This window comes from Streptomyces sp. NPDC048258 (genome assembly GCF_043201995.1).
Lineage (GTDB): Bacteria > Actinomycetota > Actinomycetes > Streptomycetales > Streptomycetaceae > Streptomyces.
This window is the reverse complement of sequence record NZ_JBICZH010000001.1, coordinates 81,896-102,235: the sequence shown is the minus strand read 5'-3', so window position 1 is coordinate 102,235 and position 20,340 is coordinate 81,896. Positions and strand designations below refer to the sequence as shown.

Annotated in this window: 17 protein-coding genes; 5 read left to right on the top strand and 12 right to left on the bottom strand. The window is 73.5% G+C overall.

Going from position 1 to position 20,340, the window contains the following annotated elements:
- Positions 1-5: 5 nt before the first annotated feature.
- From ACGFYQ_RS00515 to ACGFYQ_RS00505, 3 genes are read right to left on the bottom strand one after another with little or no spacing between them, the layout of a single operon-like run.
- Positions 6-1,604: an acyl-CoA carboxylase subunit beta gene (locus ACGFYQ_RS00515; RefSeq protein ID WP_393738399.1), complete on the bottom strand. Its 1,599-nt coding sequence runs from the start codon at positions 1,602-1,604 to the stop codon at positions 6-8.
- Positions 1,601-3,379: an acyclic terpene utilization AtuA family protein gene (locus ACGFYQ_RS00510; protein WP_393739668.1), complete on the bottom strand. Its 1,779-nt coding sequence runs from the start codon at positions 3,377-3,379 to the stop codon at positions 1,601-1,603. The genes ACGFYQ_RS00515 and ACGFYQ_RS00510 overlap by 4 nt, the downstream gene beginning before the upstream one ends.
- An 11-nt stretch (positions 3,380-3,390) precedes the next feature.
- Positions 3,391-4,224, bottom strand: coding sequence for a TIGR03084 family metal-binding protein (locus ACGFYQ_RS00505; protein ID WP_393738397.1), 834 nt, complete (start codon positions 4,222-4,224; stop codon positions 3,391-3,393).
- Between the two features lie 341 nt (positions 4,225-4,565).
- On the opposite strand from ACGFYQ_RS00505, the gene ACGFYQ_RS00500 reads away from it, so the two are divergent.
- The 3 genes from ACGFYQ_RS00500 (at position 4,566) to cutA (ending at position 7,740) form a co-directional block, all read left to right on the top strand.
- Positions 4,566-6,188, top strand: a complete 1,623-nt coding sequence (locus ACGFYQ_RS00500) for a CocE/NonD family hydrolase (protein WP_393738395.1) — start codon at positions 4,566-4,568, stop codon at positions 6,186-6,188.
- Between the two features lie 180 nt (positions 6,189-6,368).
- Entirely contained in the window at positions 6,369-7,337 is a 969-nt protein-coding gene (locus tag ACGFYQ_RS00495) for a helix-turn-helix transcriptional regulator (RefSeq protein WP_393738393.1), read from the top strand.
- A gap of 46 nt (positions 7,338-7,383) precedes the next feature.
- On the top strand, positions 7,384-7,740 hold the full coding sequence (gene cutA / locus ACGFYQ_RS00490; protein WP_393738391.1) for a divalent-cation tolerance protein CutA: 357 nt from the start codon (positions 7,384-7,386) through the stop codon (positions 7,738-7,740).
- A gap of 20 nt (positions 7,741-7,760) precedes the next feature.
- Here the strand turns inward: cutA and ACGFYQ_RS00485 are convergent, their stop codons facing one another.
- The 3 genes from ACGFYQ_RS00485 to ACGFYQ_RS00475 are packed head-to-tail and all read right to left on the bottom strand — an operon-like array spanning position 7,761 to position 11,939.
- Complete coding sequence (locus ACGFYQ_RS00485; RefSeq protein WP_393738389.1) at positions 7,761-8,117, bottom strand: iron chaperone; 357 nt, start codon at positions 8,115-8,117, stop codon at positions 7,761-7,763.
- Positions 8,117-9,118, bottom strand: a complete 1,002-nt coding sequence (locus ACGFYQ_RS00480) for a DMT family transporter (protein WP_393738387.1) — start codon at positions 9,116-9,118, stop codon at positions 8,117-8,119. The genes ACGFYQ_RS00485 and ACGFYQ_RS00480 overlap by 1 nt, the downstream gene beginning before the upstream one ends.
- A gap of 46 nt (positions 9,119-9,164) precedes the next feature.
- Entirely contained in the window at positions 9,165-11,939 is a 2,775-nt protein-coding gene (locus ACGFYQ_RS00475) for an FAD-binding and (Fe-S)-binding domain-containing protein (RefSeq protein ID WP_393738385.1), read from the bottom strand.
- Between the two features lie 84 nt (positions 11,940-12,023).
- On the opposite strand from ACGFYQ_RS00475, the gene serC reads away from it, so the two are divergent.
- A complete protein-coding gene (serC, locus tag ACGFYQ_RS00470) occupies positions 12,024-13,142 on the top strand; it encodes a phosphoserine transaminase (RefSeq protein ID WP_393738383.1) in 1,119 nt (372 codons plus the stop codon).
- Positions 13,143-13,315: 173 nt separating this feature from the next.
- Positions 13,316-16,471, top strand: coding sequence for a sacsin N-terminal ATP-binding-like domain-containing protein (locus ACGFYQ_RS00465; protein WP_393739666.1), 3,156 nt, complete (start codon positions 13,316-13,318; stop codon positions 16,469-16,471).
- 45 nt (positions 16,472-16,516) lie between these two features.
- Here the strand turns inward: ACGFYQ_RS00465 and ACGFYQ_RS00460 are convergent, their stop codons facing one another.
- The 6 genes from ACGFYQ_RS00460 to ACGFYQ_RS00435 are packed head-to-tail and all read right to left on the bottom strand — an operon-like array spanning position 16,517 to position 20,183.
- Positions 16,517-16,978, bottom strand: coding sequence for a hypothetical protein (locus tag ACGFYQ_RS00460; protein WP_393738381.1), 462 nt, complete (start codon positions 16,976-16,978; stop codon positions 16,517-16,519).
- Entirely contained in the window at positions 16,975-17,487 is a 513-nt protein-coding gene (locus ACGFYQ_RS00455; RefSeq protein ID WP_393738379.1) for a hypothetical protein, read from the bottom strand. Before ACGFYQ_RS00455 ends, ACGFYQ_RS00460 begins: the two co-directional genes overlap by 4 nt.
- Before the next feature lie 25 nt (positions 17,488-17,512).
- Positions 17,513-18,007, bottom strand: coding sequence for a hypothetical protein (locus tag ACGFYQ_RS00450; RefSeq protein WP_393738377.1), 495 nt, complete (start codon positions 18,005-18,007; stop codon positions 17,513-17,515).
- Between the two features lie 29 nt (positions 18,008-18,036).
- On the bottom strand, positions 18,037-19,368 hold the full coding sequence (locus ACGFYQ_RS00445) for a hypothetical protein (RefSeq protein ID WP_393738375.1): 1,332 nt from the start codon (positions 19,366-19,368) through the stop codon (positions 18,037-18,039).
- A 31-nt stretch (positions 19,369-19,399) separates the two neighbouring features.
- Positions 19,400-19,840 carry a hypothetical protein gene (locus ACGFYQ_RS00440; RefSeq protein ID WP_393738373.1) on the bottom strand — a complete coding sequence of 147 codons (441 nt, stop codon included), beginning with the start codon at positions 19,838-19,840 and terminating at the stop codon, positions 19,400-19,402.
- Complete coding sequence (locus tag ACGFYQ_RS00435; protein WP_393738371.1) at positions 19,830-20,183, bottom strand: MMPL family transporter; 354 nt, start codon at positions 20,181-20,183, stop codon at positions 19,830-19,832. The genes ACGFYQ_RS00440 and ACGFYQ_RS00435 overlap by 11 nt, the downstream gene beginning before the upstream one ends.
- Between the last annotated feature and the right edge of the window lie 157 nt (positions 20,184-20,340).

The window sequence follows — 20,340 nt, the reverse complement described above, 5'->3', positions numbered from 1 at the left end:
CGGGCTCACATCCGGAAGACGCCGAAGCCGCCGCGGGCGCCCTCGACGGGGGCGTTGTGGACGGCCGACAGGCACAGGCCGAGGACGGTGCGGGTGTCGCGCGGGTCGATGACCCCGTCGTCGTAGAGCCGTCCGGACAGGAACATGGGCAGGGACTCGGACTCGATCTGCGCCTCGACGAAGGCGCGCATCCCGGCGTCCGCCTCCTCGTCGTACGGCTGTCCCTTCGCGGCGGCGGACTGTCTCGACACGATGGAGAGCACTCCGGCGAGCTGCTGGGGTCCCATGACCGCGGATTTGGCGCTGGGCCAGGCGAAGAGGAAGCGGGGCTCGTAGGCGCGGCCGCACATGCCGTAGTGGCCGGCGCCGTAGCTCGCGCCGATCAGGACGGAGAGGTGGGGGACGCGGGAGTTGGCGACCGCGTTGATCATCATCGAGCCGTGCTTGATGATGCCGCCCTGCTCGTACTCCTTGCCGACCATGTAGCCGGTGGTGTTGTGGAGGAAGAGCAGCGGGATGTCGCGCTGGTTGGCGAGCTGGATGAACTGGGCGGCCTTCTGTGACTCGGCGCTGAACAGCACGCCCTGGGCGTTGGCGAGGACGCCGACCGGGTAGCCGTGGAGGGTGGCCCAGCCGGTGACGAGGCTGGTGCCGTAGAGGGGCTTGAACTCGTCGAAGTCGGAGGCGTCGACGATGCGGGCGATGACCTCGCGGGGGTCGAAGGGCGTCTTGAGGTCGGGCGGGACGATCCCGAGGAGTTCTTCCGGGTCGTACAGGGGCTCGTCGGCCTCCGGCGGGTCCGCGTGCGGCTTGCGGTGGTTGAGGCGGGCGACGACGCGGCGGGCCTGGCGGATCGCGTCGTGCTCGTCGAGGGCGTAGTAGTCGGCGAGGCCGGAGGTGCGGGCGTGCATGTCGGCTCCGCCGAGGGACTCGTCGTCGCTCTCCTCGCCCGTGGCCATCTTGACCAGCGGCGGGCCGCCGAGGAACACCTTGGAGCGGTCCTTGATCATGATGGTGTGGTCGGACATGCCGGGGATGTACGCGCCTCCGGCGGTGGAGTTGCCGAACACGACGGCGACGGTCGGGATCCCCTCGGCGGAGAGCCGGGTGAGGTCGCGGAAGATCGCGCCGCCCGGGATGAAGATCTCCTTCTGGGAGGGCAGGTCGGCGCCGCCGGACTCCACGAGGCTGATGCAGGGAAGGCGGTTCTGCCGGGCGATCTCGTTGGCCCGCAGCGCCTTCTTCAGGGTCCAGGGGTTGCTGGCACCGCCGCGGACGGTCGGGTCGTTGGCGGTGACCAGGCACTCGACGCCCTCGACCGTGCCGATGCCGGTGACCATGGAGGCGCCGACCGGGTAGTCGCTGCCCCAGGCGGCGAGCGGGGACAGCTCCAGGAACGGGGTGTCGGGGTCGAGGAGCAGCTCGACGCGTTCGCGGGCCAGCAGCTTGCCACGGGTCTTGTGGCGGGCCGTGTACTTCTCGCCGCCGCCGGCGAGGGCCTTGACGTGCTCGGCGTCCAGTGCGGCGAGGCGTTCGAGGGCGGCCGTACGGGCCTGCGCGTGCTCGGGGGCGTGGGGGTCGACGGTGGTGCCGAGGCGGGTCATGGGCCGGTCCCCTCCGGGGCGGGTGTGGGCAGCAGGTGGGACGGGATGTCGAGGTGGCGGGCGCGGAGCCATTCACCGAGGGCCTTGGCCTGGGGGTCGAAGCGGTGGCCGGAGGCGACGCCGTCGCCGAGGATGCCGGTGACGGTGAAGTTCAGGGCGCGGAGGTTGGGGAGTTCGTGGCGGGTGACGGGGAGACCTGCGGTCTCGGGGAGCAGGGCCTGGAGGGTCTCCGCCGTGAGGGTGCGGTGCAGCCAGTCCCATGCGGCGTCGGACTCGACCCACACGCCGATGTTGGCGTCGCCGCCCTTGTCTCCGCTGCGGGCCCCGGCCACTGCCCCTAGGGGGGCGCGGGTGGTGGGCCCTGCGGGGCTCTCCCCCACCCCGCCCCTTCCCGAAACTCGGGGCTCCGCCCCGAGACCCCGTTCCCGGGGCTCCGCCCCGGACCCGGCGGGGGCTCCGCCCCCGGACCCCCGCGCCTCAAACGCCGGCGGGGCTGCGTTGCAGCCCATCGGCAGGCGGGTGCCGTCCGGAAGGACCGCCACGTGGGGGACCGAATCCGCCGGGACGAGGGCCGAGGTGAAGACCCCGTACGGCTGGGCCGGGCCCGGTGGGGCGGTGACGTGGAAGCCCGGGTAGCTGCCCAGGGCGAGTTCGACGGCCGCCGAGGTCAGGCCGCGGCCCACCCGGTCCGGGGACGGGTCGCGGACCACCAGGCGCAGGAGGGCACTGGCCGTCTCCTCCGTCGGGGCGTCCTCGTGGTCCGTGCGGGACAGCGTCCAGGCGGCGTCGGCCACGCCCTCCAGGGCCCCGGAGAGCTGGGCGCGGACGAGCTCCGCCTTCGCCTCGATGTCCAGGCCGGTCAGGACGAAGACCACCTCGTTGCGCCAGCCGCCGATGCGGGTGACGCCCACCTTGAGGGAGGGCGGGGGAGCCTCGCCGCGCACACCCGAGACACGGACGCGGTCGGGACCCTCCTCGGACAACCGGACCGTGTCCAGGCGGGCCGTCACGTCCGGGCCGAGGTAGCGGACGCCCTGGGTCTCGTAGAGGAGTTGGGCCGTGACCGTCCCCGTGGTGACGGCCCCGCCCGTGCCCGGGTGCTTGGTGATCACCGAGGAGCCGTCCTCGGAGATCTCCGCGAGGGGGAAGCCCGGGCGGCGGACGTCGTGGGCGGTGAAGAAGGAGTAGTTCCCGCCGGTGGCCTGCGTGCCGCACTCCAGGACGTGGCCCGCGACCACCGCCCCCGCCAGCCGGTCGTGGTCGTCCGGCGCCCAGTCGAACCACCAGGCCGCCGGGCCGCTGACCAGCGCCGCGTCCGTGACCCGGCCGGTCACCACCACGTCCGCGCCCGCCCGCAGGCACGCCGTGATCCCGGCGCCGCCGAGGTAGGCGTTGGCGGTCAGCGCGCCGTCGGAGTACGGCATCAGGTCGTCGCCCTCGACGTGCGCGACGGTGACGGGAACACCTGCCTTGGCCGCCAGCGCCCGTACGGCCTCGGCCAGTCCGGCCGGGTTCAGGCCGCCCGCGTTCGCGACGATCCGTACGCCCCGCTCGTGCGCGAGCCCGAGCCCCTCCTCCAGCTGCCGCAGGAAGGTCTTGGCATAGCCGAGGTCCGGGTTCTTCAGGCGGTCGCGGCCCAGGATCAGCATGGTCAGCTCGGCCAGGTAGTCCCCGGTGACCACGTCCAGCTCGCCGCCGGTCAGCATCTCGCGCAGGGCGTCGAAGCGGTCCCCGTAGAAGCCGGACGCGTTGCCGATGCGCAGCGGGCGGGGCAGCGGGCGGCGGGTCACCGCGAGGCTCCCGGCGCGCGGCCGGGGCCCGCCGGGCCCGCGAAGGCCTGGGCGATGTCGAGCCAGCGGTCCGCGTCGGGGCCCGTCGCGGTCAGGGTGAGGTCGGCGCGGTGGGCCCGCTGGGTCACCAGGAGGCAGAAGTCGAGCGCCGGGCCGGTGATCCGCTGCGGGGCGTCCGGCGGACCGTACGTCCACGCGTCCGGGCCGTCGGGGGCCGTCAGCTCCACCCGGAACTCCTCGGCGGGCGCGGGCAGTCCGCGTACGGCGAAGGCGTAGTCGCGGGCCCGTACGCCGATCCGGGCCACGTGCCGAAGCCGGGTGGTCGGGGTGCGGCGTACGCCGAGCGCGTCGGCGACGTCCTGGCCGTGCGCCCAGGTCTCCATCAGCCGGGCGCTGGCCATGGACGCGGCCTTCATCGGCGGCCCGTACCAGGGGAAGCGGGTGTCGGGCGAGGCCGAGGCGAGGGCCTCGTCGAGGGCGGTGCGCGCGGAGCGCCAGCGGGCGAGCAGTTCGGAGGGCGGCAGCGCCGCGCCCTCCTCCGCGCCTTCGTCGACGAAGGAGTCGGGGGCCTTGAGGGCCTCCTCGACCATGCGGCCGAAGCCGTCGGCGTCGGTGAGGGAGAGCAGCGCGGCCCGGTCGGTCCAGTGCAGGTGGGCGATCTGGTGGGCGACGCTCCAGCCGGGCGCGGGGGTGGGCCGGGCCCAGTCGAGGACCGGCAGCTCCTCGACCAGGGCGTCCAGTTCGCGGCCTTCCTCGCGCAGGTCCGCGCAGACCGCGGCGGTGGCGGCAGTGGCATGGGCGGTGGCATCGACGGCGGACGGATCGGGCACGGCGTGCTCCCCTCTCGGCGTGAGGGGAAGACTGGCAGCCTCCGAGAAAACAATCAAGCATGCTTGCATGATTTGGCCGGAGGGCGGCACGTTCCCGCCACCGACGCCAACCCGGCCCAGGCAAACGGAAGTTGGCGCCCACCACGGAGCGTGCTGGTCCCGCTGCACCCCGCCACCGGGCACGCAGGGGGCGATTCAGGCCGTAAGCCGGAAACTCGCGAAACGTCACCGGATGTCCCGTCGATACTGGACGTTCCGCTCAGGGCCCCGGGCGAACGCAGCAGCACGTTCATGTCACTCGACGCACTCGACGCAGACGACGACGAAGAGGATGAACCGACGTGACTCAAGCCGCCCGAACCCCCTTCTCCCTCTACCCCGAACTCGACGCGACCGCCCTCGGCGCCTTCGTCGCCGCCCTGGAGAGCGGCGACGTCACCGGCCTCGCCCCCGCCCGCGCCGCCGAGGTCGCCGGACTCCGCTCCGTCGCCGTCTTCAGCCGCGGCAAGGTGACCGGCGCCGACGGGGACCTGCTCGACGCCGCGCTCTGGCGCCACACCGGGGTCCAGCCACGCCCGCTGATCGTGATGCCCTCGCCCTGGAGCAGCCTGGGCTGGCTCGTGTACGCCGTCCAGGCCACCCTCTTCGCGGCCCGCGGCTACAACGTCCTCGCCTACACGACCCGCGGCTTCGCCGCCTCCGAGGGCCAGGTGGAGGTGGCCGGCCCGCTCGACGTCGCCGACGGCAGCCGCGCCCTGGACCACCTCGTCGAGCGCACCGCCGGCCCGGTGACGGGGATCGGCTTCCTCGGGGACTCGTACGGATCGGGCATCAGCCAGCTGGTCGCCGCGCACGACACCCGGGTCGACGCGGTGGTCGCGCTCAGCAGCTGGGGCGATCTCGGGGAGGCGTTCTACGAGAACTCCACGCGCCACGTCGAAGCCGTACGGGCCCTGCTCAAGGCGGCCGAGAAAGCGCGGCTGAGCCCGCAGACGCAGAGCGTCTTCGACAACGTCCTCGCCGACCGCGACGTCCAGGGCACCCTGGCCTGGGCGGAGCCGCGCTCGCCCTTCACGCACGTCAAGGAGCTCAACCGGCGGGAGGTGCCGGTCTTCTACGCGCACGCCTGGCACGAGACGCTCTTCCCGCCCAACCAGACCCTGAAGATGTTCAACGAGCTGACCGGCCCCAAGCGCCTGGTCCTGTCCATCGGCGACCACTCCGGCCCCGAGTCGTCCGGCATGTTCGGCCTGCCCAACCGGATCTGGACGGACGCCCACCGCTGGTTCGACCACCACCTCAAGGGCATCGACAACGGCATCGCCGCCGAGGGCCAGGTGCTCAGCGAGGTCATGTGGAGCAAGACCCTCGAACCCCGCCCGACCTGGCCCTCCCTCACCGAGCACATACACCGGCTGCACCTGGCGGGCGGCGGGGAACTCGCGGAGGAGCCTGAGGCCGGCTGGACGGCGACCGTGCTGTGCGGGGTGGACACCCCGGCGACCGTCGCCGACGCGGTCGTCACGGCCGGCTACGCCGAGATGGCCGGCCGCCCGAAGGTCTACCCGACGGGCGACATCGACCGTTCCGTCGCCGCGGTGTGGGCCGCGGCCCCGGCCCCGGAAACCACCCGGCTGCGGGGCACGCCGAAACTGCGCGTCACCTACCGGGCGGCCAACCCCGGGTCCACCTTCGTCGCGTACCTCCTCGACATGGCGCCCGACGGCTCGGCCCACATCGTCACGCACGCCCCGTACTCCGACCTCGACTCGGCGCCCGACAGCCTGATCAGCGCGGACATCGAGCTCCAGGCCACGGCGTACGACGTACCGCGCGGCAACCGGCTGATGCTGGTGATCGACGCCCGCGACCCCTTCTACGGGGACGCCAACCGGCCGCGCGCGACGCTGGCGTTCACGTCGCCGGAGGCGACGCCCTCGTACCTGGACCTGCCGCTCGGCTAGCCCCGGCCGGCCCGGCTGTCCGGCGTACGCCCGCCCCGCCGGTCCCCCGCGGCCGGCGGGGCGGGCGTACGGCCGGACCTCAGGGACGACGGCGCAGGTCCCTCGTCCAGTTGTGCGGCCAGGTGTCACCGCCGTCGACCGAGAAGAACCGTAGGAACACTCCCCTGACATCATGTGTCAGTGAAGTCCAGCCGGTTGCTGTCGATCCTCCTCCTGCTCCAGACCCGGGGGCGGATGACCGCCGCCGAGCTCGCCCGCGAGCTGGAGGTGTCCGTGCGCACGGTCTACCGCGACGCGGAGGCGCTGGCCGCGGCGGGCGTCCCGCTGTACGGGGACGCCGGGCACAGCGGGGGCTACCAGTTGCTCGCCGGCTACCGGACCCGGCTGACGGGGCTCAGCACGGGCGAGGCGGAGGCCCTGTTCCTGACCGGGATGCCGGGGCCGGCCGCCGAACTGGGCCTCGGCCGGGCCCTGTCGGCGGCGCAGCTGAAGCTGCGGGCGGCGCTGCCCGCGGAGTTGCGGGCGCAGGCGGACCGGATGCGGCTGCGGTTCCACCTGGACGCGCCGGGGTGGTACGCGGAGCACGAGGAGACCCCGTACCTCGCGCAGGTCGCCGACGCGGTGTGGCGGGGGCGGGTGATCGAGGTGCGCTACCGGCGGTGGAAGGAGCCGCAGGAGGTGGACCGCGTCCTCGCCCCGTACGGACTGGTCCTGAAGGCGGGGCGCTGGTACCTGGTGGCGGGCCCGGGCACTCCCCGCACCTACCGGGTGGACCAGATCCTGTCGGTCCGGGAGACGCCGGATGCCGCGGACCTCCCGGAGGACTTCGACCTGGCGTCGCACTGGGGGCGGGCCCAGGCCGACTTCCACGCCCGGCTCCACCCGGAGGAAGCGCTGGTACGCGTCTCCGCGCGGGGCGCGGCACGGCTGACCGGCGCCCAGGCCCGTGCCCTGGCAGCCACCGGCGAGCCGGATCCGGACCTGCCGGGCTGGACCCGGGCGGTCCTCCCGATCGAGTCGGCGGACCACGCGGAGGCCCAGTTCCTGGCCCTGGCCGCGGAGGCGGAGGTCCTCTCCCCGCCCGCACTGCGCGCTCGCATCAGGACCACCCTGACGGCGATGACCTCCCGCTACGCCGACCGCGGTTAGGGTCGGAGGGCCGCAGGGCCGGATGCACCGACGCGGGAGGGCCACCATGACGACCGGGACCAGGACCGGGACCAGGACCGGGACCGAGATCGTGATCGCGCAGACGACCATCGACGACGAGCTCAAGGCGGGGGAGCTGGCCCGGGGTGCCGTGGAGCTGCGGCTGGCGGCCTGCGCGCACATCGACCCGCCCGTCACGGCCGTCTACCGGTGGAAGGGAACCGTGGAGACCGCCACGGAGTGGCGCGTCTCCTACAGGACGACCCGCGACCGGCTGCCCGCCCTGACCGAATGGGTCGGTGCCGAACACGCCTATGACGTGCCGGAGTGGATCGTGCTCCCCGTCACCACCGGCTCGGCGGCCTACCTCTCGTGGGTCGCCGAAGAGACGACTCGCGAGTAGCCCCGCGTCGACCGCCCCCGTCAGCAGACCTTGCCCGGTGCGGCCCGGGCCGTCGCGCGGAGGAGGTCGCGCAGGAGGTCGAAGTCGATCCGGTCCATGTGGCGGAAGCGCAGGCAGCCCTTGCCCATGTCGTGGCCGGCCAGGCGGTCCGCGAAGGCGTCGCGGACGTCCGTACGCAGCAGGTAGAAGGAGATGTACTGCTTCTGGTTCGCCCAGGCGACCTCCCCGGCCGGCTCGCCGGGCCGTACGTACGCGGGCATCCCGTAGGCGATGACCTCCTCGAAGCCCGGCAGTTCCGCCAGGCACAGCTCGCGCAGCCGGGTCAGGGCCGGGCGGCGGGCCTCCGGGACTCCGGCCAGGTACGTGACGGCGTCCATCAGGCGGCCTGCTTCCGGGGCTGTTTCCGGGACTGCTCGCGGGACTGCTCGCGGGTCCGCTTGCGGGTCTGGGAGCGGACCGCGCCCATGCTGGCCGCGATCACCAGCGCGATGGCCAGGGCGTCCAGGACGGACATGGCCTGGTTCAGGACGAGGAAGCCCGCAGTGGCCGCGATGGCCGGCTCCAGGCTCATCAGGATCGCGAAGGTCGACGCCGGGAGCCGCCGCAGGGCCAGCAGTTCCAAGGTGTACGGGAGGACGGAGGACAGTACGGCCACACCGACACCCAGCGCGAGGGTGCCCGGGACCAGCAGGTCGGAGCCGGCCTCGACGATGCCCAGCGGCAGCGAGAGCACCGCGGCCACCGCCATCGCCAGGGCCAGGCCGTCCGCCTGCGGGAAGCGGCGGCCCGTACGCGCGCTGAACACGATGTACGCCGCCCACATCGCGCCCGCCCCGAGCGCGAAGGCCGCCCCCAGGAGGTCGAGACCGCCGAAGCCGCCCCCGCCGTGGCTGGACAGCAGGACGACACCGGCCAGGGCCAGGCCCGCCCACAGCAGGTTCACCAGGCGCCGGGAGACGACGACGGAGAGGGCGAGCGGCCCCAGCACCTCCAGGGTGACGGCCGGGCCGAGCGGGATCCGGTCGATGGCCTGGTAGAAGAGGCCGTTCATGCCCGCCATGGCCACGCCGAAGGCGACCACCGTGCCCCAGTCGGCGCGGACGTAGCCGCGGACCTTGGGGCGGCACAGGAGCAGCAGCACGACCGCGGCGGCCGCGAGGCGCAGGGTGACCACGCCCGCCGCCCCGGCCCTCGGCATGATCATGACCGCGAGGGCGGCGCCGAACTGCACCGAGATCCCCGCCGAGATCACCAGCGCGACGGGCCCGAAGAGGGCGCCCTTGGCGGACGGCGGGGCGGTGTCTGCCGCGGTGGCGGGTGCCGAGGCGGGTGCCGAGGCGGCTGTCGTGGCCGGGGACGAGGACGAAGGTGCGGGCATTTATCCAGATTAGTGGGTCGTAAGGAGTGCTGCTGCGTGTCTTGCCTTACAGCCCCTCCGCCAGGATCTCTGCCAGGTGGCGGGCCCGGACCCCGCCCAGCTGGGCGATCTGGGTGCGGCAGGAGAACCCGTCGGCCTGCACGAGGGCGTCCCGCGGGGCCGCGCGCAGGGACGGAAGGAGCTGCTCCTCGGCACACGCCACCGACACCTCGTGGTGGCCCGGCTCGAAGCCGAAGTTCCCGGCCAGGCCGCAGCAGCCGCCGCTGAGCTCGCCCACCAGGCCGGCGCGCTCGCGCAGCCGCCGGTCGGCGGCGTCGCCGAGGACCGCGTGCTGGTGGCAGTGGGTCTGGCCGGCCACCGGCCGGTCGAGACGGGGCGGCCGCCAGTCCGGAGCGTACTCCTCCAGGGTCTCGGCGAAGGTACGGACGGCTGCCGCCAGCCGCCGGGCCCGGGGGTCGTCGGGGAGCAGGGCGGGCAGATCGGAGCGGAGGGCCGCGGCGCAGCTGGGTTCCAGGACGAGGACGGGGGCGTGGACCTCGCCGATGGTGTCCAGGGTGCGGTGGAGGACCTTGCGGGCGCGGTCGAGACGGCCGGTGGAGAGGTAGGTGAGGCCGCAGCACACTCTGCCCGCGGGGACGGATACCTCCAGGCCGGCGGCCTCCAGGACGCGTACCGCCGCGTGGCCGACCTGCGGGGTCAGGTGCTCCGTGAACGTGTCCGGCCAGAGCGTGACGGTGGGCGGGCCCTGCGGGCGGCCTTCCCCACCCCGCCCCTTCCCGAAACTGGGGGCTCCGCCCCCAGACCCCCGCCCCTTCCCGGAAGCAGGGGCAGGCCGGGTGCGCCACCAGCGGGTGAACGGTTCGCCGGATACCGGCGGCAGCGCCCGTTCGCGGGTCAGCCCCGGGACCGGGAGCAGGCGGGCCAGCGCGTTGGCCGCTCCCGGCGCGCGGAGGCGGGCGATCAGGTGGAGCCAGTCGGGCAGGCCGCCCAGTGTGTAGTGGGCGAGCGGGCGGATGCGGCCCGCCCAGTGGCGGTGCAGGAACTCCGACTTGTACGAGGCCATGTCCACGCCCACCGGGCAGTCGCTGAGGCACCCCTTGCAGCCCAGGCACAGGTCGAGCGCCTCGGCGACCTCCGCCGAGCGCCAGCCGTCCTCCACGACCTCCCCGGCGAGCATCTCGTGCAGCAGCCGGGCCCGGCCCCGCGTGGAGTGCCGCTCCTCCCCCGTGGCCCGGTACGACGGGCACATCACCCCCGGCCCGCCGACGTCCACGGAACGGCATTTCGCGACGCCGACGCACCGGGCGACCTCACCGGCGAAGGAGGTCTCCGGCAGCACGGCGAAGCGGAGGTTCTCGTCGAGCCTCGCCGGCCGGACCAGCATCCCCGGGTTCATCCCGCCCGCCGGGTCCCACACGTCCTTGTACGCGCCGAAGAGGTCGATGACCGACGGACCGTACATCTTCGGCAGCAGCTCCGCCCGCGCCTGCCCGTCCCCGTGCTCCCCCGACAACGAGCCCCCGTGGGCGACGACCAGATCCGCCAGCTCGGACGAGAAGGCCCGGAAGCGGGCCACGCCACCCGCCGACGCCAGGTCGAAGTCGATCCGTACGTGGACACAGCCCTCCCCGAAGTGCCCGTACGGGGACCCGCGCAGCCCGTGCCGCGCCAGCAGGGCGCGGAACTCCCGCAGGTACGCCCCCAGCCGGGCCGGCGGCACCGCGCAGTCCTCCCACCCCGGCCAGGCCATCTCCCCTCCCGGCAGCCGCGTCGCCGTGCCCGCCGCGTCCTCCCGGATCCGCCACAGGGCCCGCTGCCCCGCCGGGTCCGCGACCACCACCGCGTCGAGCGCGTCGGCGCCCCGTACGAGCGAGCGCGCGCCGCCCTCGTCCGCCATCTCCACGAACAGCCACGCCCCGCCCCGCGGCAGCCCGCCCACACCCCTGACCAGGTCTTCCGCCATGCCCTCCACCGTCAGCGGGCGGTACGGGAGCAACCCCGCCGCCGCGTCCGCCGCCGCGCTCTCGTCCGCGTACCCGAGCACCGCGAGCGCCGGCGCGCGCGGCGCTTCCACCAGGCGCACCACGGCCTCGGTCACCACTCCGAGCGTGCCCTCGCTCCCGCAGAACGCCCGGGCCAGCTCCACGCCCCGCTCGGGCAGCAGGGCGTCCAGCCCGCCGTAGCCGGAGATCCGACGCGAGAAGCCGCCCGCCATCCCCGTCCGGAGCACCGCCAGGTTCCCGTCGACCAGCTCCCGCAGCCCGGCCGGCGCCCCCGCCCAGCCGGTCCCGATCCGGTACGAGGAGCCCCCGTACGCCGTCACGGCCAGCTCGGCCACGTTGTCCGCGGTGGTTCCCCAGGCGACCGAGTGGGCGCCGCACGCGTTGTTGCCGATCATGCCGCCGAGGGTGCAGCGGGAGTGCGTGGAGGGGTCCGGCCCGAAGGTCAGCCCGTACGGGCGCACCGCGTCCCGCAGCCGGTCGAGCACCAGCCCGGGCTGGACCACGGCGGTGCGCGCGGCCGGGTCGACCGACACCAGGGCGTTCATGTGCCGGGTGAGGTCGAGCACCACCCCGAGCCCCGTCGCCTGGCCGGCGATGGACGTCCCGCCGCCGCGCGGGACGACCGGGACCCCGGCGTCGGCGCACACGCGCAGGGCGGCCGCCACGTCCTCGGCATCGCGCGGGCTGACCACGCCCACCGGGACGCGCCGGTAGTTGGAGGCGTCCATGGTCACCAGCGCCCGCGCCGCGACCCCGAAGTCCACCTCCCCGCGCAGCCGCGCCCGCAAAGTCCGTTCGAGTTCCCCGGGAGACGTCACGTCCTCACCCTCCCACCGGGCCCGTGCGTCTCATCGGGTGGACGCGCCTGAGAAGCGCGGACCGGGACCCGATACGCTCCGCTCGTGGCTGAGATCCAGATTCCCGCTGACATCAAGCCCGCCGACGGACGCTTCGGCGCGGGCCCCTCCAAGGTGCGGACCGAGGCGCTGGACGCCCTCGCCGCCACCGGAACCTCCCTGCTCGGAACCTCGCACCGCCAGGCCCCGGTCAAGAACCTGGTCGGCTCGGTGCGCCAGGGGCTCCGGGACCTCTTCTCCCTCCCCGAGGGCTACGAGGTGATCCTGGGCAACGGCGGCTCCACCGCCTTCTGGGACATCGCGACCCACGGGCTGATCGAGCAGAAGTCCCAGCACCTGACCTTCGGCGAGTTCTCCTCCAAGTTCGCCAAGGCCGCGAAGCTCGCGCCGTGGCTGGACGCGCCGTCCGTGATCTCCTCCGAGCCGGGCACGCATCCCGAGCCGGTCGCCGAGGCGGGCGTGGACGTGTACGCGTACACCCACAACGAGACCTCGACGGGTGTCGCCGCGCCGGTCAAGCGCGTCGCGGGCGCCGACGCCGGGTCCCTCGTCCTGGTGGACGCGACCTCGGGTGCCGGCGGCCTGCCGGTGGACATCACCGAGACCGACGTCTACTACTTCGCCCCGCAGAAGTCCTTCGCCTCGGACGGCGGCCTGTGGCTGGCCGCGTTCTCCCCGGCCGCCCTGGAGCGCGCGCAGCGCGTGCACGCCTCCGGCCGGCACATCCCGGAGTTCTTCTCGCTGCCGACGGCGATCGACAACTCGCTGAAGAACCAGACGTACAACACCCCGGCGCTGTCGACCCTCTTCCTGCTGAACGAGCAGCTGGAGTGGATGAACGGCCAGGGCGGTCTGGAGTTCACGACCGGGCGTACGGCGGCCAGCGCGCGCAACCTGTACGGCTGGGCCGAGGCGTCGAAGTACGCGACCCCGTTCGTCGTGGACGCCGACAAGCGCTCCGCCGTCATCGGCACGATCGACTTCTCGGACGACATCGACGCGGCGGCCGTCGCCAAGGTGCTGCGCGCCAACGGGATCGTGGACACCGAGCCGTACCGCAAGCTCGGCCGCAACCAGCTCCGTATCGCGATGTTCCCGGCGATCGACCCGGCGGACGTGCAGGCGCTGACCGCGTGCGTCGACTACGTGATCGAGAAGCTCTAGGGACCGACCGCGGAGCCCCCGGTGACCTCGTGTCACCGGGGGCTTCCGCGTTCCCGTGGCGCGGGGCGCAGCGCGTACGCCGTGTTCGCCCACCTCACGCGGAAGCGGCAGCCCCGTACGCGCTACCTTCAGGAGGTTCGGGTACGGCAATTCTTGGAGGCAGCGGCGTGAGCGTGCGAGTGACGGCGGCCCAGAACGGTGTGGACCCCTTCGGCACGGCCCGGCTGCGGCGCGGGGTGCTCGACTCCTGGGGCGCGGGACCGGCCCGGTTCCGCGAGGACGCCAACGCCGAGGAGGACCTGGCCCTCGGCGGCTACCGCGACCGGCTCGTCGTCGAGCTGGCGCAGAACGCCGCCGACGCCGCGGCCCGGGCCCAGGTGCCGGGCCGGCTGCGGCTCACCCTGCACTCGGGCGGGGGCGGGCACGCGGTGCTGGCCGTAGCCAACACCGGCGCCCCGCTCGACGCCACGGGCGTAGAGTCGCTGAGCACCCTGCGCGCCTCCGCCAAGCGCGAATCCGGAACCGGCTCCGGCTCCGGCTCCGGCTCCGGCTCCGGCTCCGGCTCCGGCGACACCGTCGGCCGCTTCGGCGTCGGCTTCGCGGCCGTCCTCGCCGTCTCCGACGAACCCGCGGTGCTCGGCCGCCACGGCGGTGTCCGCTGGTCCCTGGCCGAGGCCCGCGAGCTGGCCCGCGAAGCCGCCGTCGGCAGCCCCGGCCTCGGTGACGAGCTGCGCCGCCGCGACGGCCACGTCCCGCTGCTGCGGCTCCCGCTGCCCGCCGAGGGCACCGCGCCCGAGGGCTACGACACCGTGGTGGTCCTCCCGCTGCGCGACGCCGCCGCCGAGGACCTGGTGGAGCGGCTCCTCACCGGCATCGACGACGCCCTCCTCCTCACCCTGCCGGGGCTGCGCGAGATCGTCGTGGAAACCCCGGCCGGCCCCGCCCGCACCCTGTACCGCCGTGACGAGGGCGCGTACACCGTCATCGAGGACTCCCGGTCGGGGACGAACCGCTGGCGCACCATCCGCCACGGCGGCCCCATCGAGCGGGCCCTGCTCGCCGACCGGCCCGTGGAGGAGCGGCTGCGGCCCTTCTGGACGGTGTCCTGGGCGGTGCCCGTCGACACCGACGGCGCCCCGCTGCGCCCCGCCACCGCGCCCGTGGTGCACGCCCCTACCCCGACCGACGAACCGCTCGGCATCCCGGCGCTGCTCATCGCGACCCTGCCGCTGGACACCACCCGCCGGCATCCCGCGCCGGGGCCGCTGACCGACTTCCTGGTGGAGCGGGCGGCCGACGCGTACGCCGAACTCCTCGGCGCCTGGGACCCGGTGACCACCGCCCTCGTGGACCTGGTGCCCGGCCCGCTCGGCAAGGGCGAGCTCGACGGCGCCCTGCGCGCGGCCGTCCTGCGGCGACTGCCCCGTACGGCCTTCCTCGCCCCGGCCGCGCCGCCCGAGCACGCGGAGGAACGCAACGCCCTGCGCCCCTTCGAGGCCGAGGTCGTGGAGGGGGCGGGCGCCGACACCGTACGGGTCCTCGCCGAGGTCCTGCCGACCCTGCTCCCGGCCGGCCTGGAGCGCCGTCCCGAGCTGCGCACCCTGGGCGTGGGCCGGCTCCCGCTGGGCGATGCCATCGAGCGGATCGCGGGCATCGAGCGGACGCCCGACTGGTGGCACCGGCTCTACGACAGCCTGGCCGGGGTGGACCCCGACCGGCTGTCCGGGCTGCCCGTGCCGCTGGCCGACGGCCGTACGACGATCGGGCCGCGCCACGTGCTCCTCCCGTACGCGGACACCCCGGCGGACCTGGCCCGGCTGGGGCTGAAGGTGGCCCACCCGGACGCGGCGCACCCGCTGCTGGAGAAGCTCGGTGCCCTGCCCGCGACGCCGCGCGCCGTGCTGACGACCCCGCAGGTCCGCGCGGCCGTCGCCGGATCGCTGGACGCGGGCGAGATCTGGGACGAGGACGCGCTGGACCCGGAGGAGCTGGCCGAGGTGGTCCTGGGCCTGGTCCGCGACGCCGATCTGAGCCCGGGCGACGAGCCCTGGCTGGGCGCGCTGGCCCTCCCGGACGAGGACGGGGAGCTGACGCCGGCGGGCGAACTGCTGCTGCCCGGCTCGCCGCTCGCCTCGGTCATCCGCGAGGACGAAGTCCCGTACGTCGACGCCGAGCTGGCCTCCCGGTGGGACGCCGACACCCTCACCGCCTGCGGGGTGCTGGCCGTCTTCCAGCTGGTCCGCGCCACCGACGTGGTCCTGGACCCGGACGAACTGGAGCCGCGCGAAGGGGACTTCGCCGAGCCCGACGACGCGGGCCTGCTCGACGCGGTGGACGTGTGGTGCGAGGACGTACTGGACCAGCTGCCGGACACCCCGGTGCCGCCGGTGGCGACCGAGCTCGTCGCCGTACGCGACCTCGACCTGGTCGACGACGACTGCTGGCCCCAGGCCCTGGCCATGCTGGCGCAGCCGCCGCTGCGGGACGCCCTGACCCAGCCGGTGCGCATCCTCCTCCCGGACGGCACCACGCAGTCCGTGCGCCCGTACACCGCCTGGTGGCTGCGCGACCACCCGGTGCTCGACGGCCGCCGACCGGCGGGCCTGCGCGCGGCGGGCGGCGATCCGCTGCTGGAGGGCCTCTACACCCCGGCGGACGCGACGGGCTTCGAGGACGAGCAGGTGCTGCGGGCCCTGGGCGTACGGACCACGGTGGCGGCCCTGCTGGACGAGCCGGGCGGCGCGGCCGAGCTCCTGGGCCGCCTCGCCGACCCGGACCGCGAGGTGACGGACCGCCAGCTGCACGGCCTCTACAACGCGCTGGGGGACCTGGACCCCGAGCAGGTCACCCTGCCGGACGAGCTGCGCGCGGTGGTGGACGGCGAGGTCCGCGTGGTGGACGCGGCGGACGCGGTCATCGCCGACGCCCCGGACCTGCTGCCGCTGACCGCGGGTCTGCCCCTCCTCCCGGTCTCCCCGTCCCGGGCGGCCGACCTGGCGGACCTCCTCCAGGTCCGGCGCCTCTCGGAGACGGTCCCCGCGGAGGTGACCACACCGGGCGAGGAGCACGAGGTCCCCGAGTCGGTCCGGATCCTGCTGGGCCCCTCGACCCCGTACACCTACGTCGAGCACGAGGAGCTGATCGCGGGCGGCACCGAACTGGACTGGCGCCGCACCCCGGACGGCACCCTGCACGCCTCCACGCTGGAGGGCGTCGCGGCGGGCCTGGCCTGGTCGGCGGGCCAGTGGCCCCGGCGCTTCGAGGTGGCGGCCCTCCTGGAGGACCCGTCCCGCACGGCGGAACTGGCGCGCGACCGCTGGTTCGACTAGGTCCGTGCCTCTGACCGGCCCGCCCTGGAGGACCCGGCGGGCCGGTCAGAGCCTGTACATCACTCCGCGCCAGGTCCATCCGGCGGCGAGGACCGCGTCGCGCAGGGGATTCTTCACATCCCGTGTGTCGAAGCGCAACGTCTCGACCTTGTGCCGACGGCCGTCGGGCCCCTTCTTGAACTCCCACCGCTTGTACACCATGAACCCGGGCCCGCGGGAGTACTGCCTACCGGATTCGTGCGACGGCTCCCACCGCTCGTCGAGGGCGCGCACCTCGCGCTTCGCCGCGATCAGGCGCATACGGATCTTGAGGGTCAGGTCCAGCTCCTTGACCCGGCAGTCCGCCACCAGATCGGCACGCTCTTTCGGGGTGCCGTCGCGCACGACGAACCGCAGGTGCGGCCCGTTCAGTGCGAGCAGCGCGTCCCGGACCTCCATGGCGGGCAGCGATCTGACCCCGTTGTACGGGTACTTGGTGCCGGTCCATCTGTCCCAGAGGCCGCTCACAGCTTGAACACCGCTCCGCGCCAGGTCCATCCGGCGCCGAGGACGGCCTCCCGCAGCGGGTCCTTCAGCTGCGCCGTGTCGAAGTGGAAGATCTCCGTCTTGTGCAGGCGGCCGTCCTCCCCCCGCTCGATCGTCGAGCGCCGGGAGACCGTCTTCACCTGCCCGCGGGACTGCTCGGCCGAGATCGCCACCCGGGGCGTGCCCCCGACCCAGGTGACGTCCAGCTGCTCGTCGAGGGCACGCACCTCGTTGTTCTCCGGGACCAGGCGCATCTTGATCCGGAGGCTGCGGGTCAGCTGGGTGCGGACGAAGAAGGTGTTCCAGGCGGGCTCCGTGATCCGCCACTCCGCGACCAGGTCGGCGCGCTCGGAGGGGGCGGCGTTGCGCACGACGTACGCCACGTCCGGACCGTTGACCGCGAACAGCGCGGCCCGGACGTCCTCGGCGGAACGCGGTGCGACCCCGCTGTCGGGGTGCTTGGTGCCGGTCAGCTTGTCGAAGATGCCCATCGGTCTCCCCTGTCGGTGTGACGCACTAGGCCGCCCCGGTGTCCGGGCGGACCGTGCGCAGGAATTCCTGGAAGTCTCCCAGGACGCTGTCGTGCTGTGCGGCGGTGGCGGTCAGGACCATCTTGATCACCGCACGCTTGTGCGGATCGTGGACGTCCAGCATGGACAGGTAGACGTGCGACTGGACGAGGTCGCGACGCACACCGCCCACGACCGCCGAGAACGTCAGCCGCTGGGTGAGGCCCGGCCCGCCTTCGGAGCCGACCTCGCGGCGGTGGGCCACCACCACGGACTCCGCGACCTCGCGCACGTGCTCCACCGCGTCATCGGCCATGCCCTCCAGCGTCTCCGCGTCCGGCCGGTACTCGCCCTCGATGGTGATGTTGGCCGTGAACCCGGCGTCCGGCCGCGGATGCAGCGCGATGAAGGCCACACCCGGGGCGCCGACCTCGTCCGGCGGAGCCGGGATCCAGCCCTCCGGCAGGCTGAACTCGATCGGCACCGGCAGTGTCGTGGCCATCTGGGACCTTCCTTCCAGGGAGACGTACATCAGTCGAACCAGCTGGTGACTTCGTCCTTGACCGAGCCGGCGGCGTCGCCGACCGCGTCGGCCGCATCCCCCACCGCGTCGGCCGCGTCGCCCGCGGCGTCGGTGAACTTGCCCGGGTCGAACGTGAACTCCCCGCCCACGGAGCCGCCGAACCCGAGGGCGAGGCCCGCCTTGCCGCCGATGTGGAACTTGCCGTCGTCGCCCTTGCCGAAGGTCACCTTGGCCTCCGCGCCCACGCCGGCCCATCCCTCGGCCGTCCCGCCGGCGCCGATCCCGGCGACCTCTCCGCCCCCGGCGACGGTGGCCTTGCCTCCGGCGAACGCCTTCGCACCGGCGTTGAGGCCTTCGGGGCCCACTCCGGCACTGACCCCGGCCTCGCCGCCGGCGAATCCCTCGACCCGCCCGTAGCCGCCGACGTGCCCGTATTCGATCCGGCCCTCGTTCAAGGCCCGGATTCCCGCGGACACCTCCGCCTTGCCGACGAGGCCCTTGTCGGTGAAACCGTAGTTCGCCGTGGCCCTGGCTCCCCCGTACCAGTCCTCGACCCCGGAGAGCTTCACGCCTCCCATGGTCGTCGACCCTTCCGCCTTCGCGTGGAAGAGGTCGGCGTACGCCTTGACCGAGCCTTCCTTGCCGTACTTGGTCCCGCTGACCGTGAAGCCGGCATCGGGGCCGGTCACCGTGACCTTGCCCTCGTCCCCGTCGGTCTTCGTCGGGACGTCCTCGTCCTTGGCCACCTTGACCTTCGCCAGGTCGCCCTGGGCGCCGGCGTTGAACCCGTTGAACGTCTCGTCGGCGCCCTTGCCGAAGGCGTCCTTGTTGCTGTCGACGACGGCGGCGCTCAGCGCGGTCTTGACGAGCAGGTCGGCCTCGGAGAAGGCCTTCACGCGGTCGTCGATGTGCTGCTGCCACTTGGTGACGGCTTCGCGGATCGTGGCCTGGCCGTCGGGGTCGTGGTGGTAGGCGCTGCGCTCGGAGGGGGTGAGCTTGGCGTAGTCGAAGGCGACGTGCCCCTGCTCGGAGACGGTCATGCCGGCGGCTATCGCGTCGTCGCGGGCGCTTTCGAGCTTCTTCTTGAGGTCGGTGAACTTCTCGTGGGCGTCCCGCAGCAGGCTCACGATCGCCTTGGCCTGGACCTGCGCGGCGGAGTACTCGTAGCGGGTCGCCGCGAAACTCGTGTGGGCGGTCCCGGCGCTGACACCGGACCAGGCCGGGCCCGTGGTGATCTTCTGGACGGTCTCGCCGTAGCGGGTCTCGACCTTCTTCAACTCGCCCGCCATCGAGTCCCATTTGCCGGCGGCCGTCGTCAGCAGGCCCAGGTCCGTGGTCATGACTTCGTGATAGGTCAGCACCCCAGCCCCCCTACAGGCCGTTCAGCTTCGACTTCGACGCCAGGAACTGGTTTCCCACCCCGGTGTCGTTGCTCGTGAAGAGACCCGAGGTGCCGCGCAGCGCGTTCTTCTCGCCTGCCAGACGGCCCATCAGGACCTTGACCTGCCGGTCCCACGTCTCGGCCACGGTCTTCAGACCGGCAGCCGTGTCCCAGCCCTCGAAGCCCTTCTGGGCGGTGCTGGTGGCATCGTCCGCGTGCTCGGTGGCCTTCTTGGTGTTCGGCTCCAGCTCGGTCTCGATCGTGCTCGCCGCCGCCTTCTTCTCCGCGGGCGTCGAGGCGAAGTCCCCGGAACCGCCCGGAGCGAGGAAGGGGCTCGTCGGCCCGCTGCTCGCACCCGGAGCGTAGGGACCATAAGGAGCTGACGGTCCACTGTTCAACCGCATGTCCACCTGGCCGAGATCACCTGTCATGTTCGCGCCTCCCCGTTGGCAGGCTTCGATCATATGCATAGCAACTGCACACTGACCAAGTGTCCTGCGTACGGGCGTAGATCGCCCCGGCACCCCAGGAACCGCCCCCTGCGGCGGTGGCCGATTCGCCCTCGGTGCCCAGGTACGGAAGCACGCAATCGAGCCAGCGCGGGCCCACCAGGCCGACTTGCCGAGGGGCGGCGCAGGTGACGACCCGGCCGGTGACCTCCAAGGCGTGGGCGACGGCGGCCTGGGCGACGCCGGTGGGCGGCCGGGCCTCGCGGACGCGGGAGAGCGGGAAGGACTCGTAGTCCATGCCCAGACCGAACACGATCGCGAACACCCCGCAGGTGAGTACGACTCTGAATGCGCTGGGAACGGCCGTGGCGCTCACTGCATACAACCGCGACAACCCCGGCTACGAATTTAACGTCTCCCTGCTCACCACCATCTGCATCCTGCTCCCCTGCGCCTGCGTCGCCGAGCTAGCGGGGTGCCTC